The sequence below is a fragment of the Microbulbifer maximicatervae (SeqCode) genome (assembly GCF_052467815.1).
Map to the genome: position 1 here is coordinate 3,673,595 of NZ_CP174326.1, position 20,257 is coordinate 3,693,851.

18 protein-coding genes are annotated in these 20,257 nt (G+C 45.6%); 7 read left to right on the plus strand and 11 right to left on the minus strand.

The genetic code is table 11. The annotated features are described in order from the left end of the window. The first annotated feature begins 632 nt into the window (after positions 1 to 632). Positions 633 to 1,934 carry an MFS transporter gene (locus ACJJIW_RS16040; RefSeq protein WP_444897543.1) on the plus strand — a complete coding sequence of 434 codons (1,302 nt, stop codon included), beginning with the start codon at positions 633 to 635 and terminating at the stop codon, positions 1,932 to 1,934. Between the two features lie 434 nt (positions 1,935 to 2,368). Here the strand turns inward: ACJJIW_RS16040 and ACJJIW_RS16045 are convergent, their stop codons facing one another. Together ACJJIW_RS16045 and ACJJIW_RS16050 are read right to left on the minus strand one after the other, a co-directional pair. Next, positions 2,369 to 2,806: a hypothetical protein gene (locus ACJJIW_RS16045; RefSeq protein WP_444935702.1), complete on the minus strand. Its 438-nt coding sequence runs from the start codon at positions 2,804 to 2,806 to the stop codon at positions 2,369 to 2,371. Beyond that, positions 2,803 to 3,336, minus strand: a complete 534-nt coding sequence (locus tag ACJJIW_RS16050; RefSeq protein ID WP_444935703.1) for a nitrogen fixation protein NifB — start codon at positions 3,334 to 3,336, stop codon at positions 2,803 to 2,805. The genes ACJJIW_RS16045 and ACJJIW_RS16050 overlap by 4 nt, the downstream gene beginning before the upstream one ends. A 106-nt stretch (positions 3,337 to 3,442) precedes the next feature. Here ACJJIW_RS16050 and ACJJIW_RS16055 point away from each other — a divergent pair, with 106 nt between their 5' ends. Next, positions 3,443 to 3,964, plus strand: a complete 522-nt coding sequence (locus ACJJIW_RS16055; RefSeq protein WP_444935704.1) for a hypothetical protein — start codon at positions 3,443 to 3,445, stop codon at positions 3,962 to 3,964. Beyond that, positions 3,954 to 4,412, plus strand: a complete 459-nt coding sequence (locus ACJJIW_RS16060) for a hypothetical protein (protein ID WP_444894454.1) — start codon at positions 3,954 to 3,956, stop codon at positions 4,410 to 4,412. The genes ACJJIW_RS16055 and ACJJIW_RS16060 overlap by 11 nt, the downstream gene beginning before the upstream one ends. A 337-nt stretch (positions 4,413 to 4,749) precedes the next feature. On the opposite strand, the gene ACJJIW_RS16065 is transcribed toward ACJJIW_RS16060, so the two are convergent. Together ACJJIW_RS16065 and csrA are read right to left on the minus strand one after the other, a co-directional pair. Beyond that, entirely contained in the window at positions 4,750 to 5,043 is a 294-nt protein-coding gene (locus ACJJIW_RS16065; protein ID WP_444935705.1) for a hypothetical protein, read from the minus strand. A 10-nt stretch (positions 5,044 to 5,053) separates the two neighbouring features. Then, positions 5,054 to 5,224: a carbon storage regulator CsrA gene (gene csrA, locus ACJJIW_RS16070; RefSeq protein ID WP_444935706.1), complete on the minus strand. Its 171-nt coding sequence runs from the start codon at positions 5,222 to 5,224 to the stop codon at positions 5,054 to 5,056. Between the two features lie 673 nt (positions 5,225 to 5,897). Between csrA and ACJJIW_RS16075 the strand changes: the two genes are divergently transcribed. Continuing rightward, positions 5,898 to 6,242, plus strand: a complete 345-nt coding sequence (locus tag ACJJIW_RS16075; protein ID WP_444935707.1) for a hypothetical protein — start codon at positions 5,898 to 5,900, stop codon at positions 6,240 to 6,242. A gap of 210 nt (positions 6,243 to 6,452) precedes the next feature. Here the strand turns inward: ACJJIW_RS16075 and ACJJIW_RS16080 are convergent, their stop codons facing one another. From ACJJIW_RS16080 to ACJJIW_RS16100, 5 genes are all read right to left on the minus strand, one after another. Continuing rightward, the gene (locus ACJJIW_RS16080) at positions 6,453 to 6,902 is read right to left on the minus strand and encodes a PaaI family thioesterase (protein WP_444935708.1); all 450 of its coding nucleotides are present in this window, start codon (positions 6,900 to 6,902) and stop codon (positions 6,453 to 6,455) included. Between the two features lie 24 nt (positions 6,903 to 6,926). After that, positions 6,927 to 7,856 carry a DMT family transporter gene (locus tag ACJJIW_RS16085; protein ID WP_444935709.1) on the minus strand — a complete coding sequence of 310 codons (930 nt, stop codon included), beginning with the start codon at positions 7,854 to 7,856 and terminating at the stop codon, positions 6,927 to 6,929. Between the two features lie 82 nt (positions 7,857 to 7,938). Continuing rightward, positions 7,939 to 10,041 carry a 3-hydroxyacyl-CoA dehydrogenase NAD-binding domain-containing protein gene (locus ACJJIW_RS16090; RefSeq protein WP_444935710.1) on the minus strand — a complete coding sequence of 701 codons (2,103 nt, stop codon included), beginning with the start codon at positions 10,039 to 10,041 and terminating at the stop codon, positions 7,939 to 7,941. A 62-nt stretch (positions 10,042 to 10,103) separates the two neighbouring features. Beyond that, positions 10,104 to 11,306 (minus strand): 3-oxoadipyl-CoA thiolase, encoded by a 1,203-nt coding sequence (locus ACJJIW_RS16095; protein WP_444935711.1) that lies wholly within the window; start codon positions 11,304 to 11,306, stop codon positions 10,104 to 10,106. A gap of 55 nt (positions 11,307 to 11,361) precedes the next feature. After that, entirely contained in the window at positions 11,362 to 13,239 is a 1,878-nt protein-coding gene (locus tag ACJJIW_RS16100; protein ID WP_444935712.1) for an acyl-CoA synthetase, read from the minus strand. A 469-nt stretch (positions 13,240 to 13,708) separates the two neighbouring features. On the opposite strand from ACJJIW_RS16100, the gene ACJJIW_RS16105 reads away from it, so the two are divergent. The 3 genes from ACJJIW_RS16105 (at position 13,709) to ACJJIW_RS16115 (ending at position 17,558) form a co-directional block, all read left to right on the plus strand. Beyond that, positions 13,709 to 14,908, plus strand: coding sequence for an acyl-CoA dehydrogenase family protein (locus ACJJIW_RS16105; RefSeq protein ID WP_444894079.1), 1,200 nt, complete (start codon positions 13,709 to 13,711; stop codon positions 14,906 to 14,908). Positions 14,909 to 14,935: 27 nt separating this feature from the next. Beyond that, positions 14,936 to 16,063: an acyl-CoA dehydrogenase family protein gene (locus ACJJIW_RS16110; protein ID WP_444935713.1), complete on the plus strand. Its 1,128-nt coding sequence runs from the start codon at positions 14,936 to 14,938 to the stop codon at positions 16,061 to 16,063. A 64-nt stretch (positions 16,064 to 16,127) separates the two neighbouring features. Beyond that, entirely contained in the window at positions 16,128 to 17,558 is a 1,431-nt protein-coding gene (locus tag ACJJIW_RS16115; protein WP_444935714.1) for a coniferyl aldehyde dehydrogenase, read from the plus strand. Between the two features lie 35 nt (positions 17,559 to 17,593). On the opposite strand, the gene ACJJIW_RS16120 is transcribed toward ACJJIW_RS16115, so the two are convergent. Then, positions 17,594 to 18,394, minus strand: a complete 801-nt coding sequence (locus ACJJIW_RS16120) for an IclR family transcriptional regulator (protein WP_282933091.1) — start codon at positions 18,392 to 18,394, stop codon at positions 17,594 to 17,596. Between the two features lie 509 nt (positions 18,395 to 18,903). Further along, entirely contained in the window at positions 18,904 to 19,875 is a 972-nt protein-coding gene (locus tag ACJJIW_RS16125; RefSeq protein ID WP_282933090.1) for a class I SAM-dependent methyltransferase, read from the minus strand. Positions 19,876 to 20,257: the final 382 nt, after the last annotated feature.

A 20,257-nucleotide genomic window follows, 5' to 3' on the forward strand; every position in this document is an offset into this window, starting at 1 on the left:
GGCCAAGCGAGGTACCTAAGACCTAATTTAAGTCGTTCATTCCTCACATTATTACAATTCCTTCAACTCATCGCTGCCTTTTTCTGGACCGGGAAAGGTGGTAGTGCTACCAGTAGAATTTTCCCTGATTAATGGCACTTACTACTCGTAGCGAAGCAAAACAAGATTTACTTTATTTTGTGAAAACGCACAGCCCGACTAGAGTTTAATCTTTATATATGCGGCTAATTATTTACTTCTACAACTGGAGGCGAATGACATATGGGAATTTTGTTAAAAATTTTCGAATTACTCACCCTCTTCAGATATTCAAGTTGATACTGTGAGCGTTGGAGTATTGAATCACAAGGGGCAAATTGATCTTTAACATCTCGTGAGTTGTATTTTAGGAATCCTCACTTCCTAGGTGTGAAGAGTTAATAGTTTCTATCCTAATAGAAAGTTATGAATATCATTTGTGAATTGATCTAATCGCAACCCTTAATACCTAACATGGATTCGTGAGGTTGTAATTGTACTTGTATGTAATCGTGCTGACCCATCACAGTAGGTTAGAGTATGAATTTTAGCTAGGCATAGCCATAATTTATTGCTATGCGATGGCGGCGTTTCAACCAGGAATGGTGATAAAGATGAGCAGGTCGGTACATGCTTTAATAATTAAGTTTGGTCTTGTTCAGGCTGGAATATCAGCTATAAGTGGGATGATTGCTCCGATTATATTCTTGTTGTTTATGAGTAAAGGAATCGAGCTTCATGAAATGGGTATATTGTTGGCAGTAGCAACAATATCCACTGTTGCTTTAGAGGTCCCGTTTGGAGCGCTTGCTGATAGATACGGGAGAAAAAAGACCTTTATAGCTGGCGAGCTGGTTCTACTGTTTGTAGTGATAGGTTTTTGGTGGTCGTCTAGCTTTGCGGAATTGATTGTATTTATGATTCTTAATGGATTGTCTATAGCTCTTTTCTCTGGAACTATTGATGCACTTTTTGTTGAGCAGTTTAAAGTGGTTTCTAGAGATGGTGAAACAAACTTGATGGAAGCCCAAGCTTCAGTAAATATTTTCCAGATGATTGGCTTAGCTGTTGGGGCAGTATTTTCAGGACTTATCCCAGTATGGTTTTCATTTGTAAGTGATAGCTACGATTTTATAGGGTTTTATGAGGTGGGTTTTGTCTTTCTTGTTCCTTTAATATTAATACATATGCTTTGTACTTTCTATTTTGTTGGTGAATCAGATTCTATGGGGGAGCCAGTTGGTTCGAATTTTTTCCGCGAGGTTCACAGTACCATTAAGAGTGCTTTTGATGTGATTGTTGAGAATCCAGTCTTTAAACCACTTTTATTAATTGACTTCATAAGCGGGGTCGCGTTCATTAGTTTAGAGCAACTTTGGCAGCCAATGCTTTCTACTTTAGTCGACAGCAAGGAAAGTCTTTGGTTGTTTGGTATTCTATTTGCGTTAAATTATGTTTGTATGGCGGTAGGGCAGGGATGCTCCATTCCCTTGTCAAGAGTTTTTAAAAATAATTATTCGAATATGCTATTGGTGCTTGAGTTCTGTACAGGACTACTATTTTTTATATTTGCAATTCAAAGTGATTTGTATGGTTTTATAGTTGTATATTTACTATTGCATGTTGTTGTTGGGATTTCGATGGCTCCAGGATCGGCAATGTTTCACGAGAAAATTCCAGAATCTAGAAGATCAACAATGCTATCGGTGAAATCTTTAATTGCACAAGGGGGTGCGACGGCAGGGGCTTTAGTGGCAGGGTATACAGCTCACTATTTTAGTATTTCTATTGCGTGGTCTATTGCTGGATTTGTGTTTATTATTTCCTCTTTCCTTTATCTATTGCCGTCTATCTCGAACTTGTCAAAAGATATGGCTATTGTGCTAAACAAGAGGTTTCAGCCACAACCCGAGTAGTACTTTCTGCGCTCAATAAAAATCTGAGTTGATGGTATGTAAATAGCTATCAATATTTTATTGATATGTGGGCTCTGAAATCTGGAATGTGCATTAATTGATGATGAGAATCTTCCTATATCCAAGTTGTATATCTCGTGCGTATAGCAGTTCATTGAATCTAGTGAGTCTCTGAATAATTCCTCAAATTAATCCAGGAATTAGAAATTAATCCAGAGAAATTAATCCAGGACATCCAAAGAACATCCAAAGAATGGAGAGTCGGAAGCTAGACAAGAATTTTTTCGCCACCACTTGGTAGCCGGTATATCTGTCTCAAAATAGATGGCAATTTGGCGTTAAAAGATCATTTTGGGAGTCCATAGGGAATCAGGTGGGGTGTAGAGTCGGGAGCGATGGAATCTAGGGGCAGCTGATAAGCGGATTTCTGTAATCTAGCAGGGGGCGGGGCAAAGAAAGCGCTGGCAATCGGGCAGCCCGTGTACCCAGCGTTTATTTTGCTGCGCACAGACCTGGCGTACCGCTTCCGCCGAGCCCACCAAGCGTTTAAAGCGGCTTTCAAAATTGCGGTTTAGGTAGAGCCAGTGTTTTGGCGAAATACCCAGCCGATTTAAAATAGGTGGGATGTTTTCGGGAATAGCGCCGCGCTTTTTAGGGTGCAGCTGCCGGCCACTCCAGTCTACCAGCTCTAAATAGTGATCCAGCTGAAAAGGCAAGCCTTTAGGCATATCCCGGCGCTCTCCGCCCACCAGCGGCAGTAGGCTTTTGGGCTGCTGGCCTGAGATGGCTGTGTGGATGCGTTGCTGGATCGAAGTGTAATCGGATTCTTCTGGGGTTTTAGCGATACCAGCACGGATAGGGTTGAGGTTCACGTAAGCCAGGCAGGCGGCAAGGCCTGAGACTTGAAACGCCCTTCCCAGAAACGACCGGTGCAGTTGTCCTCGGCATTGGCCTGGCGGGCGATGGACTCGTTCAGGCAGCGCATAAACCAGCTGATATCGGTCAGGCGCTCGCGCCAAAGGGTTGTCACCTCCTGAAGTTTTTCCAGCTCGGCGGCATCCAGGGCTTCACCGCGAAGATAACGTTGGCTCAGCGCAGAACCTTTGAAAAGTTGTTGCCAGCGTTCAATTATCTCGATAGTGGACCAGGAGTTTGCTGTGTAGGTATCGATATAGAGCACAATATGGGTGTGATTACTCATTACCGCATAGGCAGCGTTATCAAGAGCAAAAATTGAGGCCAGCTTATGCATCCTGGCCTCAATCCACCGGCGCCGGTGCTCATAGTCTTTTCCGGATTTCGCATCCCTACCGCAAAGGAACGCTCTACGCACACAGCGGGAGACACAGTGATAATAGGGTGTCGCATCAAGAGAGATTTGCGTGCTGCGTGGAAGAGTCATGGATTTTTATCTTTGACTGTATTTATACCCAGTATTTTGATCATTCTGCCTGTATTGTGTCAATTGACTTGACGCTTTAAGCTTCTACTTTGGTGGGTGTCCAGAATTGTCTGCCATTGCTGGAATATTTGCATGGGTTCAACCCTCTGGGCAAATAACGTGGAATTGGTATGCTTCTGGCGAGGTTGCGAATCTAATTTCATCAGGCTTAAACTTTTATGATGCTGATGGAGGAGGTGAGTTTGGTTGGATTCCTAATTCTCCTGTTAATGTTCTAGAAGGAGCTTATTCTATTAACGGGGTAAGTGCAGATTATGCCTATTTTAACGCATCATATGAAATGACCCATTCAATGCCGTTTACAAAGCCAGGTGAATTAAGCTTGCCTAGCTATACTGGCACTCAAGTAACCTTCTCATTCTCGGCTCCTGGAGCTGCGACATCTGTAAGGACTGCGACAGGTGTTGGAGTTATCGGTGACCCCAGTGAGGCACTCAATACCGATTTGTCAGTATTTGTGGATGCATATAGAGCTGTATATTACCCTCTGGCAGGTCTTTGGGGAGATGCAGTTGGTCATTATTACGATTTACGAACATCTTCCACTGGAGATAGTAATGGACAATAGAGCCCTTAAGTTTGCTCTTTTCATATGCTTCTCTGTTGTGATTTTTTATTTGTTTTGGTCAGTAAAGCAATCACGTCAGGATTTTTTTAACAACATAAAACTCATTGATACAAGAAACATAGAAAGCGTTGTCTTCAAGGTGAGAGGGAAAGAGTTTGAATTGTTGCCGAAGTACTTTGATGAGTTTGCTGGTTGCTTCTCTGAAGTAGAGGTTGGAAATATCCGTGTAGGGGGTGAGGTTGCGGAACTTCGTATCTACCTAAAGTCGAAGGGGATATTCTATGCACAACTTGGACTGGTTCATGATCGTGAGCTTGTCAAATTTGGAGGTTTGCCCATGAAATTTATCTGGCCTGAGAAAAATATTAATATAGGTCGTGGAGGTTTTATGGGGGCAAGTGATTGTCTATATTTGTATTTTAAACAAGGTCTAAATTTGCGTGATTAAATTCTCGCCTGATAGTCGTCTTGGGTATCCATAGAAATCAAATCTAGACACCCAGAGCCCCAAAGATTGGAAAAAGGCGCTTGTAGTATTACTGGCGTCGATCTTTGGAGGCTATTTCGGCAGTGGTTCACAGCTAGGCGCTATTGAGCCAGGTCCAGGATCGCCATAAATTGAGTGAGTGGAAGGTACTAGCTGATCCGAAGGCACTTCTTACGGCTTTTACTTCTTTGATTGATGCTAAGGCGTAATGAAAGTATTAAGAATCAGGTTTTGGGTTCAAAAATTGCGGCTTTAGATAAAAACAAAGTGGAATATAGGTTAGGGAAGGGGGGAATAATCAGCAGGGTGCTGTAGAAGGGTAGCGTCGGCAATCGTTGATGCCGTGTACCCAGCGTTTCCCGAGTTTGATACAAACTTGTCGTACAGTCTCTGCTGATCCAGTCAGGCCATTAAAGCGGCATTCAAAATTATGACTGAGATACAACCAGTGTTTTGGTGGTATACCCAGGCGTTCAAGTATGGAGGGAGCCTTCTCAGAAATGGAGCCGCGCCTTCTGGGATCTAAATGTCGACCGCTCCAGTCCACTAGTTCTAAATAGTGATCCAGCCGAAAGGGCAGCCCTTTCGGCATATTCAGTTTCTCACAGGCTACTCCTCCTGATACGCACATAAATCTCTTCACGGTAAGTTGGCAGGGACTTGGGGGCATTGATTCCTATCTTCACTTGATTGCCCTTAACCTCCAATACTGTAACTGAGATATTGGTTCCAATTCTTAAGTTCTCGCCGGTCCGGCGCTTTAAAATCAACATGGCAATTTCCTGCAGAAACTAAAATCGTATGCGGATCTTCCGCATAGGGGATGCTTGGTAAGTAATGGGTGGCAGAAGTGAGGGGCGGTGCACGAGAGCGGTAAGCGTAGAATAAGAAAAGACAGGCGCAACGCTGCCAGAGCTTGAAGAATCTCCTCAAGCCTCTGAATCTGCTCCACTTTATTGAAGACGAGCGGGTTTCTAGCGTATTATCCACTGAGCCACTTTGATACTAGGGTTATCAATTTGGTTAGCTGGCCCCTGGTGTTGGTAGCACCTTGGGTCAGCGCCTTTTACTTACTCTTACGTCACGCTACGGTTCTCCTTTGAGAGATGGGTTTTAGAAAACTCTTGGGTTTCTTGATCTTTTGGCTGCGAGCCTATTCAGGCATACTCAATTACGGCCAAAATATCGATAAATATCTGTCAATTCTACGCAGCTTTGACACTAAAACAAACTGAATAAAATCCAATAAGATTATTTTCGTGCCTATATTTTTATGGACTTTATCTATAAAAATATCAACTTCCTATCAATAGTTCGCAATTGAATTGAGATTGTCCTGATTTAACAAGCCGAATTAAAAATTAATAATTCCTCAGCAGCGGCCGCAGTAGTTTCGAATACCATACCTTCGGTGAACGCACTGTCAGCTCCGATGCCAAGGTCCAGGTGGCTGGCACCTTCTACGATAAGCTCAGCCGGGTTCCCGGCACGGTCAATAATAGCGATACCATAGCCTGGCTGTACGACCAGGACAGCCACTTCGGGCTTTTAACCACCGAAGCCCATATTCGCCTGTTTGAATACCAGCCGGGCACCTATCATCGGATGGCTACCTGTACGGTGATCAATGAAGAAAAAGTCCTTCAGGAAAAACTGCCAGGGGTGCGCCTTATCACCGGCCTATCGCTACCCGCGCGGCCGATGGTGAAATCTTCTGCAGTCGTTATAACAGCCTATGAAAGCGCTAAGCTCCATGTTGTTACCAAGGCAGCTGGGGTAGGTTACGCCTAGAACGATAGCAATTGGGGGTCCCTGAGATCAGTGACCTGATTGGGGCAGAATCTACCTGCTGATGGATAGCCTGAAAGAGATCACCACTCATGGCTTTAGCCGCACAGGCTCTAAGGGCTGCTGCAAATAACCTGAGACGCCGGAGAATAGGGTTGAATCAAGAGGAGAGTGGTGTGAGATTAGATTTGATCGCAACAATGCTCTAAATACCTACTCAGAAACTTCGAAAGTGTTTTCATCAATCAGTTCACCATCCAATGTTTCACTGCCACCACGATAGCGCATAGTCATTTGGCCGGTAGCAATTAAAGTTCCTTCACTGTCGTATACCTCTGTATATGAATAGAATATCTTTCGTCCAGTACTCGTTAGCTTACCTATCGCAGTGAGTTGATTAGTCTTGGCCTGACCGGTGAAATTTGCTGTTAAAGACAGTGTAAAGGCTCTGCGACGGCGGTTGGCGTGGGGGCAGTAGAGGCCGCAGTAAGAGCCAGCGATATCGATTAATGTTGTAATAAAACCACCGTGGGGTACACCGTGGGTATTCATATGTTCCGGTTGTACTTCTACGCTGATTGCAACATGGCCTTCCTGCCAATTATCTATGGTTACACCTAGATGGTCATTGAACGGGGGTTGTTTCTTGTTCTGCCAATTCATCCAATTTCACCTTAGAAAGTAAGTTTATGATGGGTCGCTACAATTTGTTTTCTGAGTTGAAAGGTAGACTGTGAGCAATCCTGCACTGATAACGATCAGCGTCCCCACCAGTGCAATAGTATTAGGTAAGTGCTGCCAAATGAGCCAACCTAGAAGTCCGGCAATAACCACACCAAAGTAACTGATTGGCGACACCACACTGGGTTTTGCATAGCTATATGCTTTGGTGTACAGCCAGATAGCCAAGAGTACAGAGACACCGTTAAAAAAAAGATAGGGGAGTGTCCATAAAGGTATTGGTTCCCAATAATAGATACCTAGGGGCAGGCTGCACGCGAACGAGATTAATACGTAGTAAAACAATATAAGGCTGGGCCGGTCGGTACGGGACAAAATTCGTGTTCCGACCATAGAGGCAGCCAGGGTAAGCCCAGAAATCAGGCCGAACGCATGGCCGCTACTAATACCGTCCACGTTGGGTTGAAGAATCAAGGTGATCCCCAATAAGCCCAGTAAGATTGGTAGCCAGTGGGTTATGGGGATCTGTGCTCGAGACCAAAGCCAGACAATAAGGGGAACAAAAATGGGAGCTGCATTACGCAATAACCCTGCTTCCATTAGTGAAATTTTGCTTAGGGCAGAAAAATATGTGAAAAAGCATAACCACCCTGAAACACTGCGTATTAGGTGGGTTCTCCAGTGTTGGGTGGTAAGGTGTCGAGGCGTTTGTCGCACTAGCCATGGGGTTAGCAGTATCAGGCAGATACTATATTGGCTGAGCGTAATTAATGGCACGGGGACAGCGGTAGACACCCATTTGCTGGCTGCAGCCGCTGTACTTGCTACCAGGGCGGTAGCCAATGCAAAACCAATGCCCTTCCAGTTTTGGATATCCGTACGGAGTGGCTGACTTGGTGGAGATTGTACTTCGACTAAGGCATCAGGCCTACTCATGGTGACACAACTTCTTTATTTGGCTGCAGCGGGTAAAGTGGGAAGCCAGTTGTCATACTGACTTCCCCTATAGTTTACAAACTTAGATTTTGCCATCAGCCCATTGCGCAAATGTTTTTCCCTCTTGGGCTAGCCGTTCCAGTAAAGGGGCTGGAGTCCAGTAGGCATCTCCATGCTGCTGGCGGAAAGTACATATTTTTTCGTAGATTTCCTTCAAGCCAATACTGTCGGCATAGTGCATCGGTCCTCCACGATGGGGCGGAAAGCCATAACCGTAAACATATACAACGTCTATATCGCTCGGACGTTGGGCTATACCTTCCTCCAGGATTTTGGCTCCTTCATTAATCAGCGCGAAAGTTAGGCGGTTTAGAATCTCCTCGTCGGAAATTTCCCGCCTGACTACCCCTTGGCTTTTAGCTTGGGCTTCAATGACTTTCAGTACTTCCGGGTCGCTGCTGCGAGCGCGAGTTTCGGGATCGTAGCGATAGTAGCCGGCTCCACTTTTCTGCCCCAGGCGGCCCATTTCAACCAGGGCATCTGCAATACAGTAGGTTTTTGGCTCTCCTCTTTCTGATTCGCTCAGGCCCTGGCGGGCCTTGTAACCGATATCCAGTCCCGCTAGATCTCCAACGGCGATAGGGCCCATAGCCATCCCCCAAGACTGCATAACCGAATCAATCTGCTCCGGGGTTGAGCCCTCGATTAAACACAGCTGCGATTCTCTGCCGTAGGGGCGCAACATACGATTGCCAATAAAGCCGTAACAGTTTCCCGCTAGTACGGGAACTTTCTTGATCGTTTTAGCGAGTTGCATGGCAGTGGCAATTACATCGTCATCACTTTGCGAGCCGCGAACCACCTCGAGTAGTTTCATTACATTGGCAGGGCTGAAAAAATGCATCCCTATAACGTCTTGAGGCCTGTTGGTTGCAGCTGCGATTTGATCAATATCCTGGTAGGAAGTGTTGGTTGCAAGGATGGTACCGGGTTTGCAGGAGCGATCCAATTTGGCAAAAATTTCCTGTTTGAGCTCCATATTTTCAAATACGGCCTCAATGACCAGGTCTACGTCAGCTAGGTCTGCGTAGTCAGTTGTGCCGGAAATCAACGAGAGACAATGAGTTTTTTGACCTTCTGTGAGTTTCCCTTTCTGCATGCTGATGGTGTAATTCTTGTCGATCACTGCTAACCCTCGATTTATCGCAGCTTGATCGATTTCTACCAGTTTGACTGGAATACCGACATTGGCAAAATTCATGGCGATGCCTCCGCCCATAGTGCCTCCACCGATAATGCCCACGCTCTTTATCTCCCTGGTGGGTAGGTCTTTTGGTAAGCCCGTGACTTTGGTTGCAGTGCGCTCGGCAAAAAACAAATGCCTGAGGGCGGCCGATTGGCTGGAGAGCAGGCATTCGATAAACAGGTCGAGCTCTTTCGCGAGACCTTGATCAAAAGGCTGGTGAACTGCGGCCTCTATACAGGTAACAATATGTTGCGGTGCAAGCTGACCTCGTGATCTCTTTTCAAGGCGCTTGCGGAAATCATCAAATACCCCCTCAGGAATGCTGTCAGGATCTATTGCGATGTCTCTGACTCGGCGGAGAGGAGCTTCATTTGCTATCAATTCACGGGTAAAGGCGAGGGCTCCCTCTAACAAGTCATCATCGATAACCCGGTCTATTAACTTCATACTTTTGGCTTTAGAGGCCGGTATTGGACTCCCTTTTGTGATTAATTCCAGTGCAGCGGCAACACCAGCCAAGCGTGGGGTGCGCTGGGTGCCACCGGCCCCTGGCAGTAATCCCAGTTTGACTTCTGGAAGCCCCACTTTGGCCGATGCTATTGCACAGCGGTAATGGCAGGCTAGTGCGACTTCGAATCCACCGCCGAGTGCCGTGCCGTGAATGGCGGCGATCACTGGTTTACAGGAGTTTTCTATTTCCTCAATCACTTCTGATAGGGCGGGCGCCTGTGGTGGCTTGCCAAATTCCGTAATGTCGGCACCAGCGATAAAAGTTCGGCCTTCACACACTAGCACCAGGGCTTTTGATGCATCACCTTGAGCGTTCTTAATCGCTCCCCAAATGCCCTCACGCAAGCCGTGAGAGAGGGCGTTCACAGGGGGATTGTTCAATCGAATTACACCGATATCGCCAATGAGTTCATAACTTACACTAGACATTGCTATCTCCAGATCTTAAGTGATAACTGTTCGGTCTCGGTTTTATTTACATCTAATCAGGTTCATATGCGTTCTATGATTACGGCGATGCCCTGGCCAATCCCGATACACATGGTGGCCAGTGCATAGCGCCCGCCGGTACGTTCCAGCTGGCGCAATGCTGTCAGCAAAATACGGGCACCACTGGCCCCTAGGGGGTGACCAACGGCGATGGCACCACCATTGGGATTTACCCGTGGGTCCGCATAATCAATTTCGAGCATTTTGAGGCAGGCCATAGCCTGTACTGCAAAAGCTTCGTTGAACTCCATTACATCCATATCCCCAAGCTCCAAGCCCGCCCGGGCAAGGGCTTTACGGGTAGCCGGTACCGGGCCCAACCCCATCACCCGTGGCTCTACTCCTGCAATGGCGCTGGCGAGAATTCGTGCCCTAGGTTTTAGATCCGCTGCTTGGCCGGCTTCGGTGCTACCAATAATGAGTGCCGCCGCGCCATCGTTGATGCCGGAAGCGTTGCCGGCAGTAACCACTCCATCTTCGAAAAGTGCGGGTAGGGCTTGAAGTCGCTCCAATGTTGCATTGGGACGGGGATGTTCATCTGTATCGATAAGAAGCGCTGGCTTCTTGCGTCCTTGGGGTACTTCGATGGGAATAATTTCATCGACAAAGAAGCCATCGGTACGTGCCGACTCGTATTTAGTTTGTGATGCCAATGCAAATGTATCGCACTCTTCCCGGCAAATATTCAGGTCTGATGCAATATTGTCTGCGGTCTGAGGCATGCTGTGGTTTCCATACTCAGCAACAATGTCTGGGTTGGTGAAGCGCGGGCCTAGGGTCGTATCTGCCAGTACCTGATTGCGATCAAAAGCACTGTTGGCTTTGGAGAGAACCAGGGGGGCGCGACTCATTGATTCGACACCTCCCGCGATAAATAGCTCTCCTTCTGCGGCGCGAATGCAGCGAGCGGCATCTGCTATGGCGGACAAGCCGGAACCACAAAGGCGATTTACCGTTATGCCGCCAGTGGATATGGGCAGGCCTGCTAGCAGGCCTGAAAATCGGGCAACGTTGCGACTGTCTTCTCCCGCCTGATTGGTATTGCCCGCAATAACGTCCTCAAAATGTTGAGGGTTAAAATTGTTTCTTTCAGTCAGGGTCCTGATGACATGGGCAAGCAGGTTGTCGGGCCGGATACTGGAAAGGCTGCCCCCGTGGCGGCCAAAAACACTGCGGCCGCCGTCATAAATATAGGCATGTGACATAGTGAAATTTCCGATATTGGAGTTCTAAGTGCATTGAGTCATGCGGTAATTTCTTTTATTCAAACTCCAAAGCCACGGGTAAATTTTCCAGGGCTTCCTCTACAGCGGCTTTGCTGGAGGCTTGTTCAAGTTGAACTTTTGCTACCTGGCCAAGGGATGCATCGAAGTGGGCGGAAAACTTAGCGGTAATACTTTTTTCCTCTAATGCCTGGCCTACGACATATTCGGTAGCGCGATTGCGCAGAGCTGGTTTGAATACTTTGGCTACAGCAGTGAGTGGAATCTCATCAATAATTTCCACGCGTTTAGGAATGGCTGCACGCTCAGAAATTTGGCTACAGCAATAGTCAATGAGTTGTTCTTCTGTGGGCGGGTTTGTGGATGGAAACAGGGTAACGTAAGCTACTGGAACTTCTCCGGCATAAGCATCTGGTTGACCCACTGCAACGGCAATAGCAACGGCAGGGTGACGGGATAATGGTTCTTCGATCAGAGCCGGATCTATATTGTGGCCGCCGCGAATAATTAAATCCTTGGCCCGCCCGGTTAAGAACAGGTTACCATCTCCATCGAGATATCCCATATCGCCGGTATTAAACCAGGACTTATCGACCCAGGCTTTAGCATTATCCTCTTCTGATAAGTAGCCAGAAAAAATATGTGGCCCGCGCGCGAGTACTATGCCCACCTCTCCTGTATTGCAGGTTCTAACCAGTCGGGTACCGTCTACTTCGGCAATTTTCATTTCCATATAAGGCAATCGCCGGCCGACGCTGCCTTCAGGGGCTTGCATATCGGTAGGAGGGCGAGCTAAAAGGCAGCTGGACTCTGTCATGCCATAGCCATTACTGACAAGGACGTTGAACTTCTCCTCAAAGGCATTCTTCAACCCCGTTGGCAGGGTGGAGGCTCCACAGCCAATGTCTGTCAGACAGCTGATGTCATTGTCACCCACTGGAATTTGCATCAATACACCGAGGATGGTGGGGACGGCGGCAAAGCCCTTCACCTGAAAACGCGCAACATGATGCCACCAATTTGGCAGGACATTGGGTGAGCGAAAACCAGAGGGTGTCATGATAACAATTGTGCGTCCGGCCAATAGGGTGCCAATACCCGCAACAACCGTACCGAAAATATGAAACAGCGGAAGTCCGCTCAGGGTAGCGAAGCGCCCTTTACTGGATGACGTATCAGCACTTAATTGAGCGACGAAGGCAATATTGCTGTGAGTTAAGCGGGCTATTTTAGGTCTTCCAGTAGTGCCCCCGGTGTGGAAATAACTAGCGGTTTCACTCCCCTGGATATAACGTTCACTCTTTAGATGATCGTCCGGCTGTTGGGATATAGCCGAGACAAAATTATCTGCGTGAATACCCGCTGGGACTGGAGTATTGCTAATTGGCTTTTTACTGATTAGTAACAGAGTTTTTAATGTGGGAACTTGCTCGAGAATTTGCGTTACTTTATCCCATATTTCCTCGCTAAGATCTTGGCCAAGAGTGACCAGGACTTTAGCCCTGGTGGTATTCATAATTTCGATTATATGTTCGGGTTCCAGCAACGGATTAATAGGGCTGGTAATACCTGCTGCCTGGCCTCCCCAAAGTGCAAAATGGGTTTCTGGCAAATTGGGTAGTAGTAAAGTCACTGTATCGGTTGGCTCAACACCGATGGAGTGAAGAAGATTGGCAGTCTGGTGCACTCGCTGGGATAACTCGGAGAAACTTACTTTAACCGTGTCTTCGTCAGGTGCGGCCGTTGGCAGGAATTCTATGGCTGAGTCATGTTGGTAGAGGCGGGCAGATTGCCGGATTAAATCAAAAGTGCTTTCCCAGGGGTATCGCTGCGAAAGGGGGACTTTTTCATACTCCCGAATTTCAGCAAGTGACTGCAACATTGTATCGGAGGATTGAATGGGCGTGATCGACATGGGGGCTTCTCTCACTTTGGTTATTATGGTGACGACCATAGCAAAAGTGAATACAGCATTCCACTCTGCGGAATAAGGTGTTAGTGTTTTACCTATTAAGAAGTGCCTAATGCATTTTTTAATGGAAAATGGCGCAAAAAAACTTATAAAAAACAAAGAGGCGCCATGTTGTTGAGGTTTTTCCTGTTTTATTTTTCGAGCTGTTGATTTGTGTGCCTATCTGGAGTTGATTGGCGCTAGAAATGCTCGGATTTTTATTTCCGATAAAGGTATTTTGCGCCAATAAATTAAATCGTTGGGATCGATTCAAAGGCAATTAAGTAACTTGTCGAGGTGAATCTGTTAAACACTAGTTCCGCCTGTACCGGGGATCTTTCAAAAGATTGCGTATTTTTGCTGCGCAAGATTGTGATAGAAGCAGTTTGTAGGAGCTGCTGTTCAATGCGCCGACTAATAAAGGAGCAGGCGAATGAATATAGATTTTTCTCCCGAAGAGTTAGCTTTTCAGCAGGAGGTCCAGCAGTTTCTCCAAGAGAAACTTCCTGAAGATATTAGAGAGAAAACCCTGAAGGAAATCCCCCTGGATAAAGAGGATTTTGTTCGCTGGCAAAAAATACTCTATGAGCAAGGGTGGGCAGCAACGAATTGGCCGGTTGAATATGGAGGTACCGGTTGGACACCTACTCAGAAACACATTTGGGCAGACGAATGTGCTAACTATGGCGTACCAGAGTTGATTCCTTTCGGCTTAAAAATGGTTGCTCCAGTGATCTTTACCTACGGTAGTGAAGAACAAAAGCAACGATTTCTGCCTGACATCCTGGCAAGTAATGTCTGGTGGTGTCAGGGGTATTCGGAACCAAATGCTGGCTCAGATTTAGCTTCCTTAAAAACAACAGCTGTCCGTGATGGCGATGAGTATATTGTCAACGGCACTAAGACCTGGAATACCTTGGGTCACTTTGCAGACTGGATATTTTGTTTGGTTCGTACTGGTGGGCCTCAAGTAAAGAACCAGGCTGCTATCAGCTTCTTGCTAATTGATATGAAACACCCCGGTATTACGGTTTCGCCAATTATGACCTTGGGTGGTCACCATGAAGTAAATGAAGTCCATTTCAATAATGTGAGGGTACCGGTAGAAAACCGTATTGGCGAGGAGGGGCAAGGGTGGACTTACGCCAAGGTTTTGCTAACCCACGAACGCACCGGTATTGCGCGGGTGGCAAAATCCAAGAAACGCTTACAAACGTTAAAGGATTTAGCCAAAGAGACCTGCGATGGAGAAAGTAGTCTGCTTGAGAACCCGGCTTTTGCCCAAAAACTGGCCGAAGTTGAAATTGATCTCTTGGCTCTGGAGTTTACTGAACTACGTACGCTTGCGGCGGTAAGTACAGGTGGTGCCCCAGGAGCGGAATCTTCCATCCTTAAAATCAAAGGAACCGAAGTCGCTCAACTTATCGATGAACTGTATATGGAGACGGCGGGTTACTACGGAATGCCGTTTGTGAGAGAGCAGTTTAGGAGCGGGTTTGACGGAGAATGGGTGGGTCCCGGTGTTATTGCCAGCAGTGTGCCTCGTTACTTAAACAACCGTAAATCCTCAATTTATGGCGGAAGTAATGAGATTCAGAAAAATATTATCAGTAAATGGGTACTTGGCCTGTAAGTGCAGCATCTAAAGAGGACTTGAGCGATGGATTTTTCCTACAGCGAAGAGCAGCGGATGCTGCAAAGCAGTGTGAGCAAGTTTATCCAGCAGGATTATGACTTTGACCGTCGTTGTAAAATAGTGAGTAACGATATTGGCTTCAGTAAGGAAAATTGGAAGCTATTTGCGGAACTCGGCTGGTTAATGGTGCCATTTGGAAAGGATGATGGAGGCCTAGGAGGCTCCGCCGTAGACTTGATGGTGGTTATGGAGGAGTTCGGCCGAGGTTTAGTGGTTGAGCCTTTCCTGGCCAGTGTTGTTCTCAGTGGTGGTCTTATCGCTGACTGCGCTAGTGAGGTGCAAAAGCGAGAACTCCTGGGAATGTTAATGGAAGGCCAATTGCAATTGGCATTTGCTTTTACTGAGTCACAGAGTCGCTATAACCTTACTGATATAGCCATGACTGCGGTAAAGGATGGAGACAATTACCTCCTGAATGGACATAAAGCTGTCGTTCTAAATGGTGACGTAGCAGATAAATTCTTAGTTGCTGTACGAACGAGCGGAGCACAGCGAGATCGTGAGGGGATCACCTTACTACTTGTCGATCCCAATACAGAAGGGCTTCAGCGGCATGGATATGCCACTGTGGATGCACACCGTGCCGCCGAAATTAAATTCAATAACGTGAAAGTACCCATAGCTAATCTGATAGGGGAAGAGGGGGCGGCTTTAGGAGCTATAGAAAAGGCTGTTGATAGAGCGACGTTGGCATTGTGTGCAGAAGCTGTTGGAGCTATGGAAAGGATCTATAAGAAGACAGTTGAGTACACTAAGACGCGGGAGCAGTTTGGTGTTCCTATTGGCAAGTTCCAGGCACTACAGCATCGCATGGTGGATATGTTTACTGAGTATGAGCAAGCGCGCTCAATATTGTTGATGGCTGCGCTACAGCTTGATAGCAATTACGGAGTTGCGCCTAAGGCGATATCCGCTGCAAAAAGCCGTATTGGAAAAGCTGCGCGGTTTATCGGTCAAGAGGCGATACAGTTACATGGCGGTATAGGGGTTACTGAGGAGTTGGATGTAAGTCACTACTTTAAGCGTCTAACAACAACTCAGTACCTATTTGGCAGTACTGATTACCACACTTTACGATTTGCCAGGCTGTAAATTATAAAGTACTGACTATACGGCCAAACTCACTCTCTACTTGCCACTTTGCGAGGGCACACACATGGAAAAAGTTGTCGAGCACACCAGATCTGTGAGCATAGGTAAAGTAGAGAGTGTTTTTAAACTTCAAAAGGATGCATTTAATAAGAACCCCTACCCGAGTCTTCAGGAACGCCTGGAAAGTTTAAAAAAATTAGAGCAATTGATCCTGGAAAACCAGAAATCCATAGCAAAGGCAATAAGCGAGGATTTTGGTAATCGTGCCATCCAGGAAACTAAAATTGCAGAGATCTATGGGTGTATCGAGGAGATTCGTTACACTCGTAAGCGCTTAAAAAGGTGGATGAAAATTCAGAAGCGTCATGTGCCTTTGCTACTTCGAGGAGTAAAAAATCGCGTATTACCTCAACCAAAAGGGGTGGTTGCTATTGTTACCCCCTGGAATTATCCACTACTTCTGTCTGTCGGGCCCTTGGTGAGTGCGATATCCGCAGGGAATCGCTGTATGATCAAGATGGCCGCTAACTCACGCGCCCTTTCTACATTACTACATCAGCTATTTAATAGGTTCTTTTCAGAGGATCTGGTAGCTATTCTTCCTGGAGTGAGCGCTACGGAGTTTACAGCCCAGGCATATGATCACATGATTTTTACTGGATCTGGCAAGGTAGGAAAAGTGGTAATGCGGAGAGCTGCGGATCACCTAACTCCTGTGACACTAGAACTGGGGGGCAAGTCTCCAGCCATAATATGTGGTGACTTTGATGAAAATATTGCTGCGGAACGTATTTTGAGCTCAAAATTCTTCAATGCGGGCCAAACTTGTGTAGCTCCAGATTATTTATTGATTCCTGAAGAAAAACTTTCAGGATTCTTAGAGTCGGCTAAGAGACTTGTGCCCAAATGGTATCCATCTTTAAATTCAGAAGGTTATACTTCGATTGTTGATGAAAAGGCGTTTAATAGGCTGACTACTTGTCTAAAGGATGCTCTGGAGAAAGGGGCTACAGTTCTGCCGTTATTGGATGTTGAAAACAATAAGGGTTTGCAAAAAATTGCTCCCACCTTAGTGTTAAACCCGACAGAAGACATGAGTCTGCTACGTGAGGAGATATTTGGCCCTATTTTACCTATTCTTACCTATAGGGATCTGTCTGATACGATAGATTACATAATTAGTAAAGATAGGCCTTTAGCATTATATATTTTTAGTTCTAGCGGGGAGATTCAGGAAAAGATTATCAAAAGCACAATGTCTGGAGGTGTTTGTATCAATGACTGCGCGATGCATGTCTCCCAGGCAGACTTGCCCTTTGGTGGTGTTGGGGCGAGTGGCATGGGGCAATATCACGCTTATGAGGGTTTTTTGGAATTCTCAAAATTACGCCCGATCTTTACACAAGCCAAAAAGTCAGCGGCGGTGCCTTTACGACCACCTTACGGCCAAAGATTTGATAAAATTTTCAACTTTCTACTGCGTTTCAAGCTGTAGCTGTACTGGTCGAAAAAAACTGGAGTTTGAGTCGACTAATATCGGATTAACATAGCTTCAATATTACCTACCAGGTTTTTCAGCAGAGGAGCTACTTCATTTTCTAAATATTCCGGGTTAAGCCTAAAAGCAGGTCCGCCAGCATTAAAAGTGTAAATATGGCCTTGACTTAAAGAGAGAGGTACTGCGATACCGTTGACATCGCGATTCCACTCGCCAAAAGAACAGCAGAAGCCGCGCTGCTTGTAGCTAGTGACCGCTTCTTCAATACCGGCTCTGATCGCTGGCCATTGATCACCAGCTTTTTTCTCCAGATAGCCATAAAAATACTCCCGTTCTTCTTGAGGGAGTGCTGCCAAAAAGGCTCGCCCGGAGCCGCTGGAAGCTATGGGAACGCGATTTCCGATTTCATGGCGAAAAGTTGTGACATTTGCTGGAGCACAGAACTCGACAAAAATCATATCCAGCCGGTCCCGATCAGAGAGACCAACAGCGGTACCGGTAGAATTGGCCAGATCCTGCATTAAAGGCTTAGCTACCTGCCTGACTGTGAGATTTGAGACAAAAGCATAACCAAGAGCCAGGACGCCACTACCCAGCTGATATTTTTCCATTCGATCGGAGTAGGTTAGATAACCTAACTTGGTTAGAGTATAAGTCAGTCTGGAAACACTGGAGCGGGGCAGGCCAGTACGCTGGGCGATCTCCAAATTACCCAAAAAGCCATCACCAGGTTGAAAAGCTCGGAGCACATCCAACCCACGAGCTAGAGCCTCAATAAATTTTCGATCTGGTTCGGTATCTTTTTTTCTATGTAGATCACGCAACAAAACCATGAGCTTATATCCTGCTTTATTGGTGTAAATTATACAGTTTTGCAAGTAAGCCTAAAGATAATTTTTTGATATTTTAGAGTGAATATTTCCCTGTTCTGAAGAGCGATTTCTTTAGTGTGTATATTGGTTCATCTGTAATTCGAATTTGATTGTGATAGATAGGTGTGCATTATGTTGATGGGTAAATCGTAAGTAGGGTATAGGTTATCTTGCGGGGGGGAGGCCAAGGACTCAACGAAAGAAGATATTTAGGCGTTTAAAACAAACGGAGTAGAGATTGATGCCAGGTAATGGTTTAATTAATTTCGTGTCAGGATTGGGTTGGCAATATACAATTCTAGTTGCTGTGCGAAGTCATGATGAAGAAGGTGTTGCTGTTGTAGTTATAGCTATAGCTCTCTAGGTGTATTGATGGATAAAGAACATAAGATGAAATATAGGGGCGGCATTAATTGTTGTGGGTTTTTGGCGGGCATAATTTGCACGCCAAAAAGGTTCTTCGGATGCTTTTAAGGTTTTAGGAATTCAATTTTCCAGCCTGTGCAGCTATTTTCGTCGTAGAATTCATCTCGCGTCAGTAGTTGCATGCCTAGTCTTTCAAATACTGCTATAAGATTATTCATGTCTCTATCTGACAATGATGAATCTAGCTGGTTTTGCGATCTTAAAGCTGTATATTTCAGCTCTGTATCAAAAAAAGAAAGAAATCTATCTTTTGTGGCGTTACTGGATGTTAAATTTTTTTGTAGGAAGCTTTCTAGAGAGTTTCGCACAAAGAAGGTTGTTGCAGATTTTGGGTGCTTGGAGATTAGCATTTCCACGGATGCAATTAGACGCTTTAATTTTTCGGCTGTATGCGGATTTCCTAATTTTATTTTTGCTTTTTCAGTGGATTGGGTGTCTTCAAAATCATGGATCAAAGATGTAGTTTTCTCTAAAATTTTTAAATCTTCGATGACTAGTTTGTGGGCCGAAACTTCATCTGAGCAATCTTTGTAGGGTTTGGAGTTTGTTTTATGGCATATCGCTTTAAACATGCCCCCAGGCTCAAGTGATTTTTCTATGCTTGTTGCCGCCTCTACTTTATTACTATACTCGAAGCCAAATTGTGAAGTGATCAGGCTGAATTTTTCATCAAGTGAGTGAATTTTTTCAATTTCCATGCAGGAATGAAAGTTTAATTTCTTTAAGGTTTCTTGATGTCTAGGGTTTTTGTTAGTTGCTAGGGGAGTGATGTTGGCTGCATCAGCGGCATGAATTTCTAGTGGTTTTCCAGACTTTGATGCTTCATCTGCAATTAATAGAGCTACTGCGCCATTACCGCATGCAATATCGAGAACTTTAGAGTTGGGATGTAACCCAGAGACTGTGGATCTCCAATATTCTCCCGTTTTTCCTATATAGCTATTGGGTAGAACTTGCGCAAAAGAGGTGGGGAATCCTTGTTGCCAGAAATTTGTCCACTGTTCCAAATGTTGCATGGGTACCTCGATTTTTTTTTGATTTATGTGTCGAATAATACGGTAAAGGCGTATTTAAGAGCTACTTTCTGTGTCTTTGGGAATGGAGAATGGGCGGCTAATTAGAGTCATTAGCCCCTCACAATGGTCAGGCAGATGTAATTAGTGTGACGTTTGTGACATTTGGGAGTTTTTAATGTGATGCAAAATATTTAATATATTTACCTATTGTTAGGATAGGTTTATTTCTCTCCTTTCCCCTATAGGATACATATCTTTTTAATGGGGAGGTGCAAACTAGTGCCTTGCTTTTCCGACGCCACGGCTAGTTTGTGTAGTAAGCAGGCCAGATATATGGTGGTTTTGAGGCGGTGAAAAGGCAATTGACTTGCTGGTCAAGCCT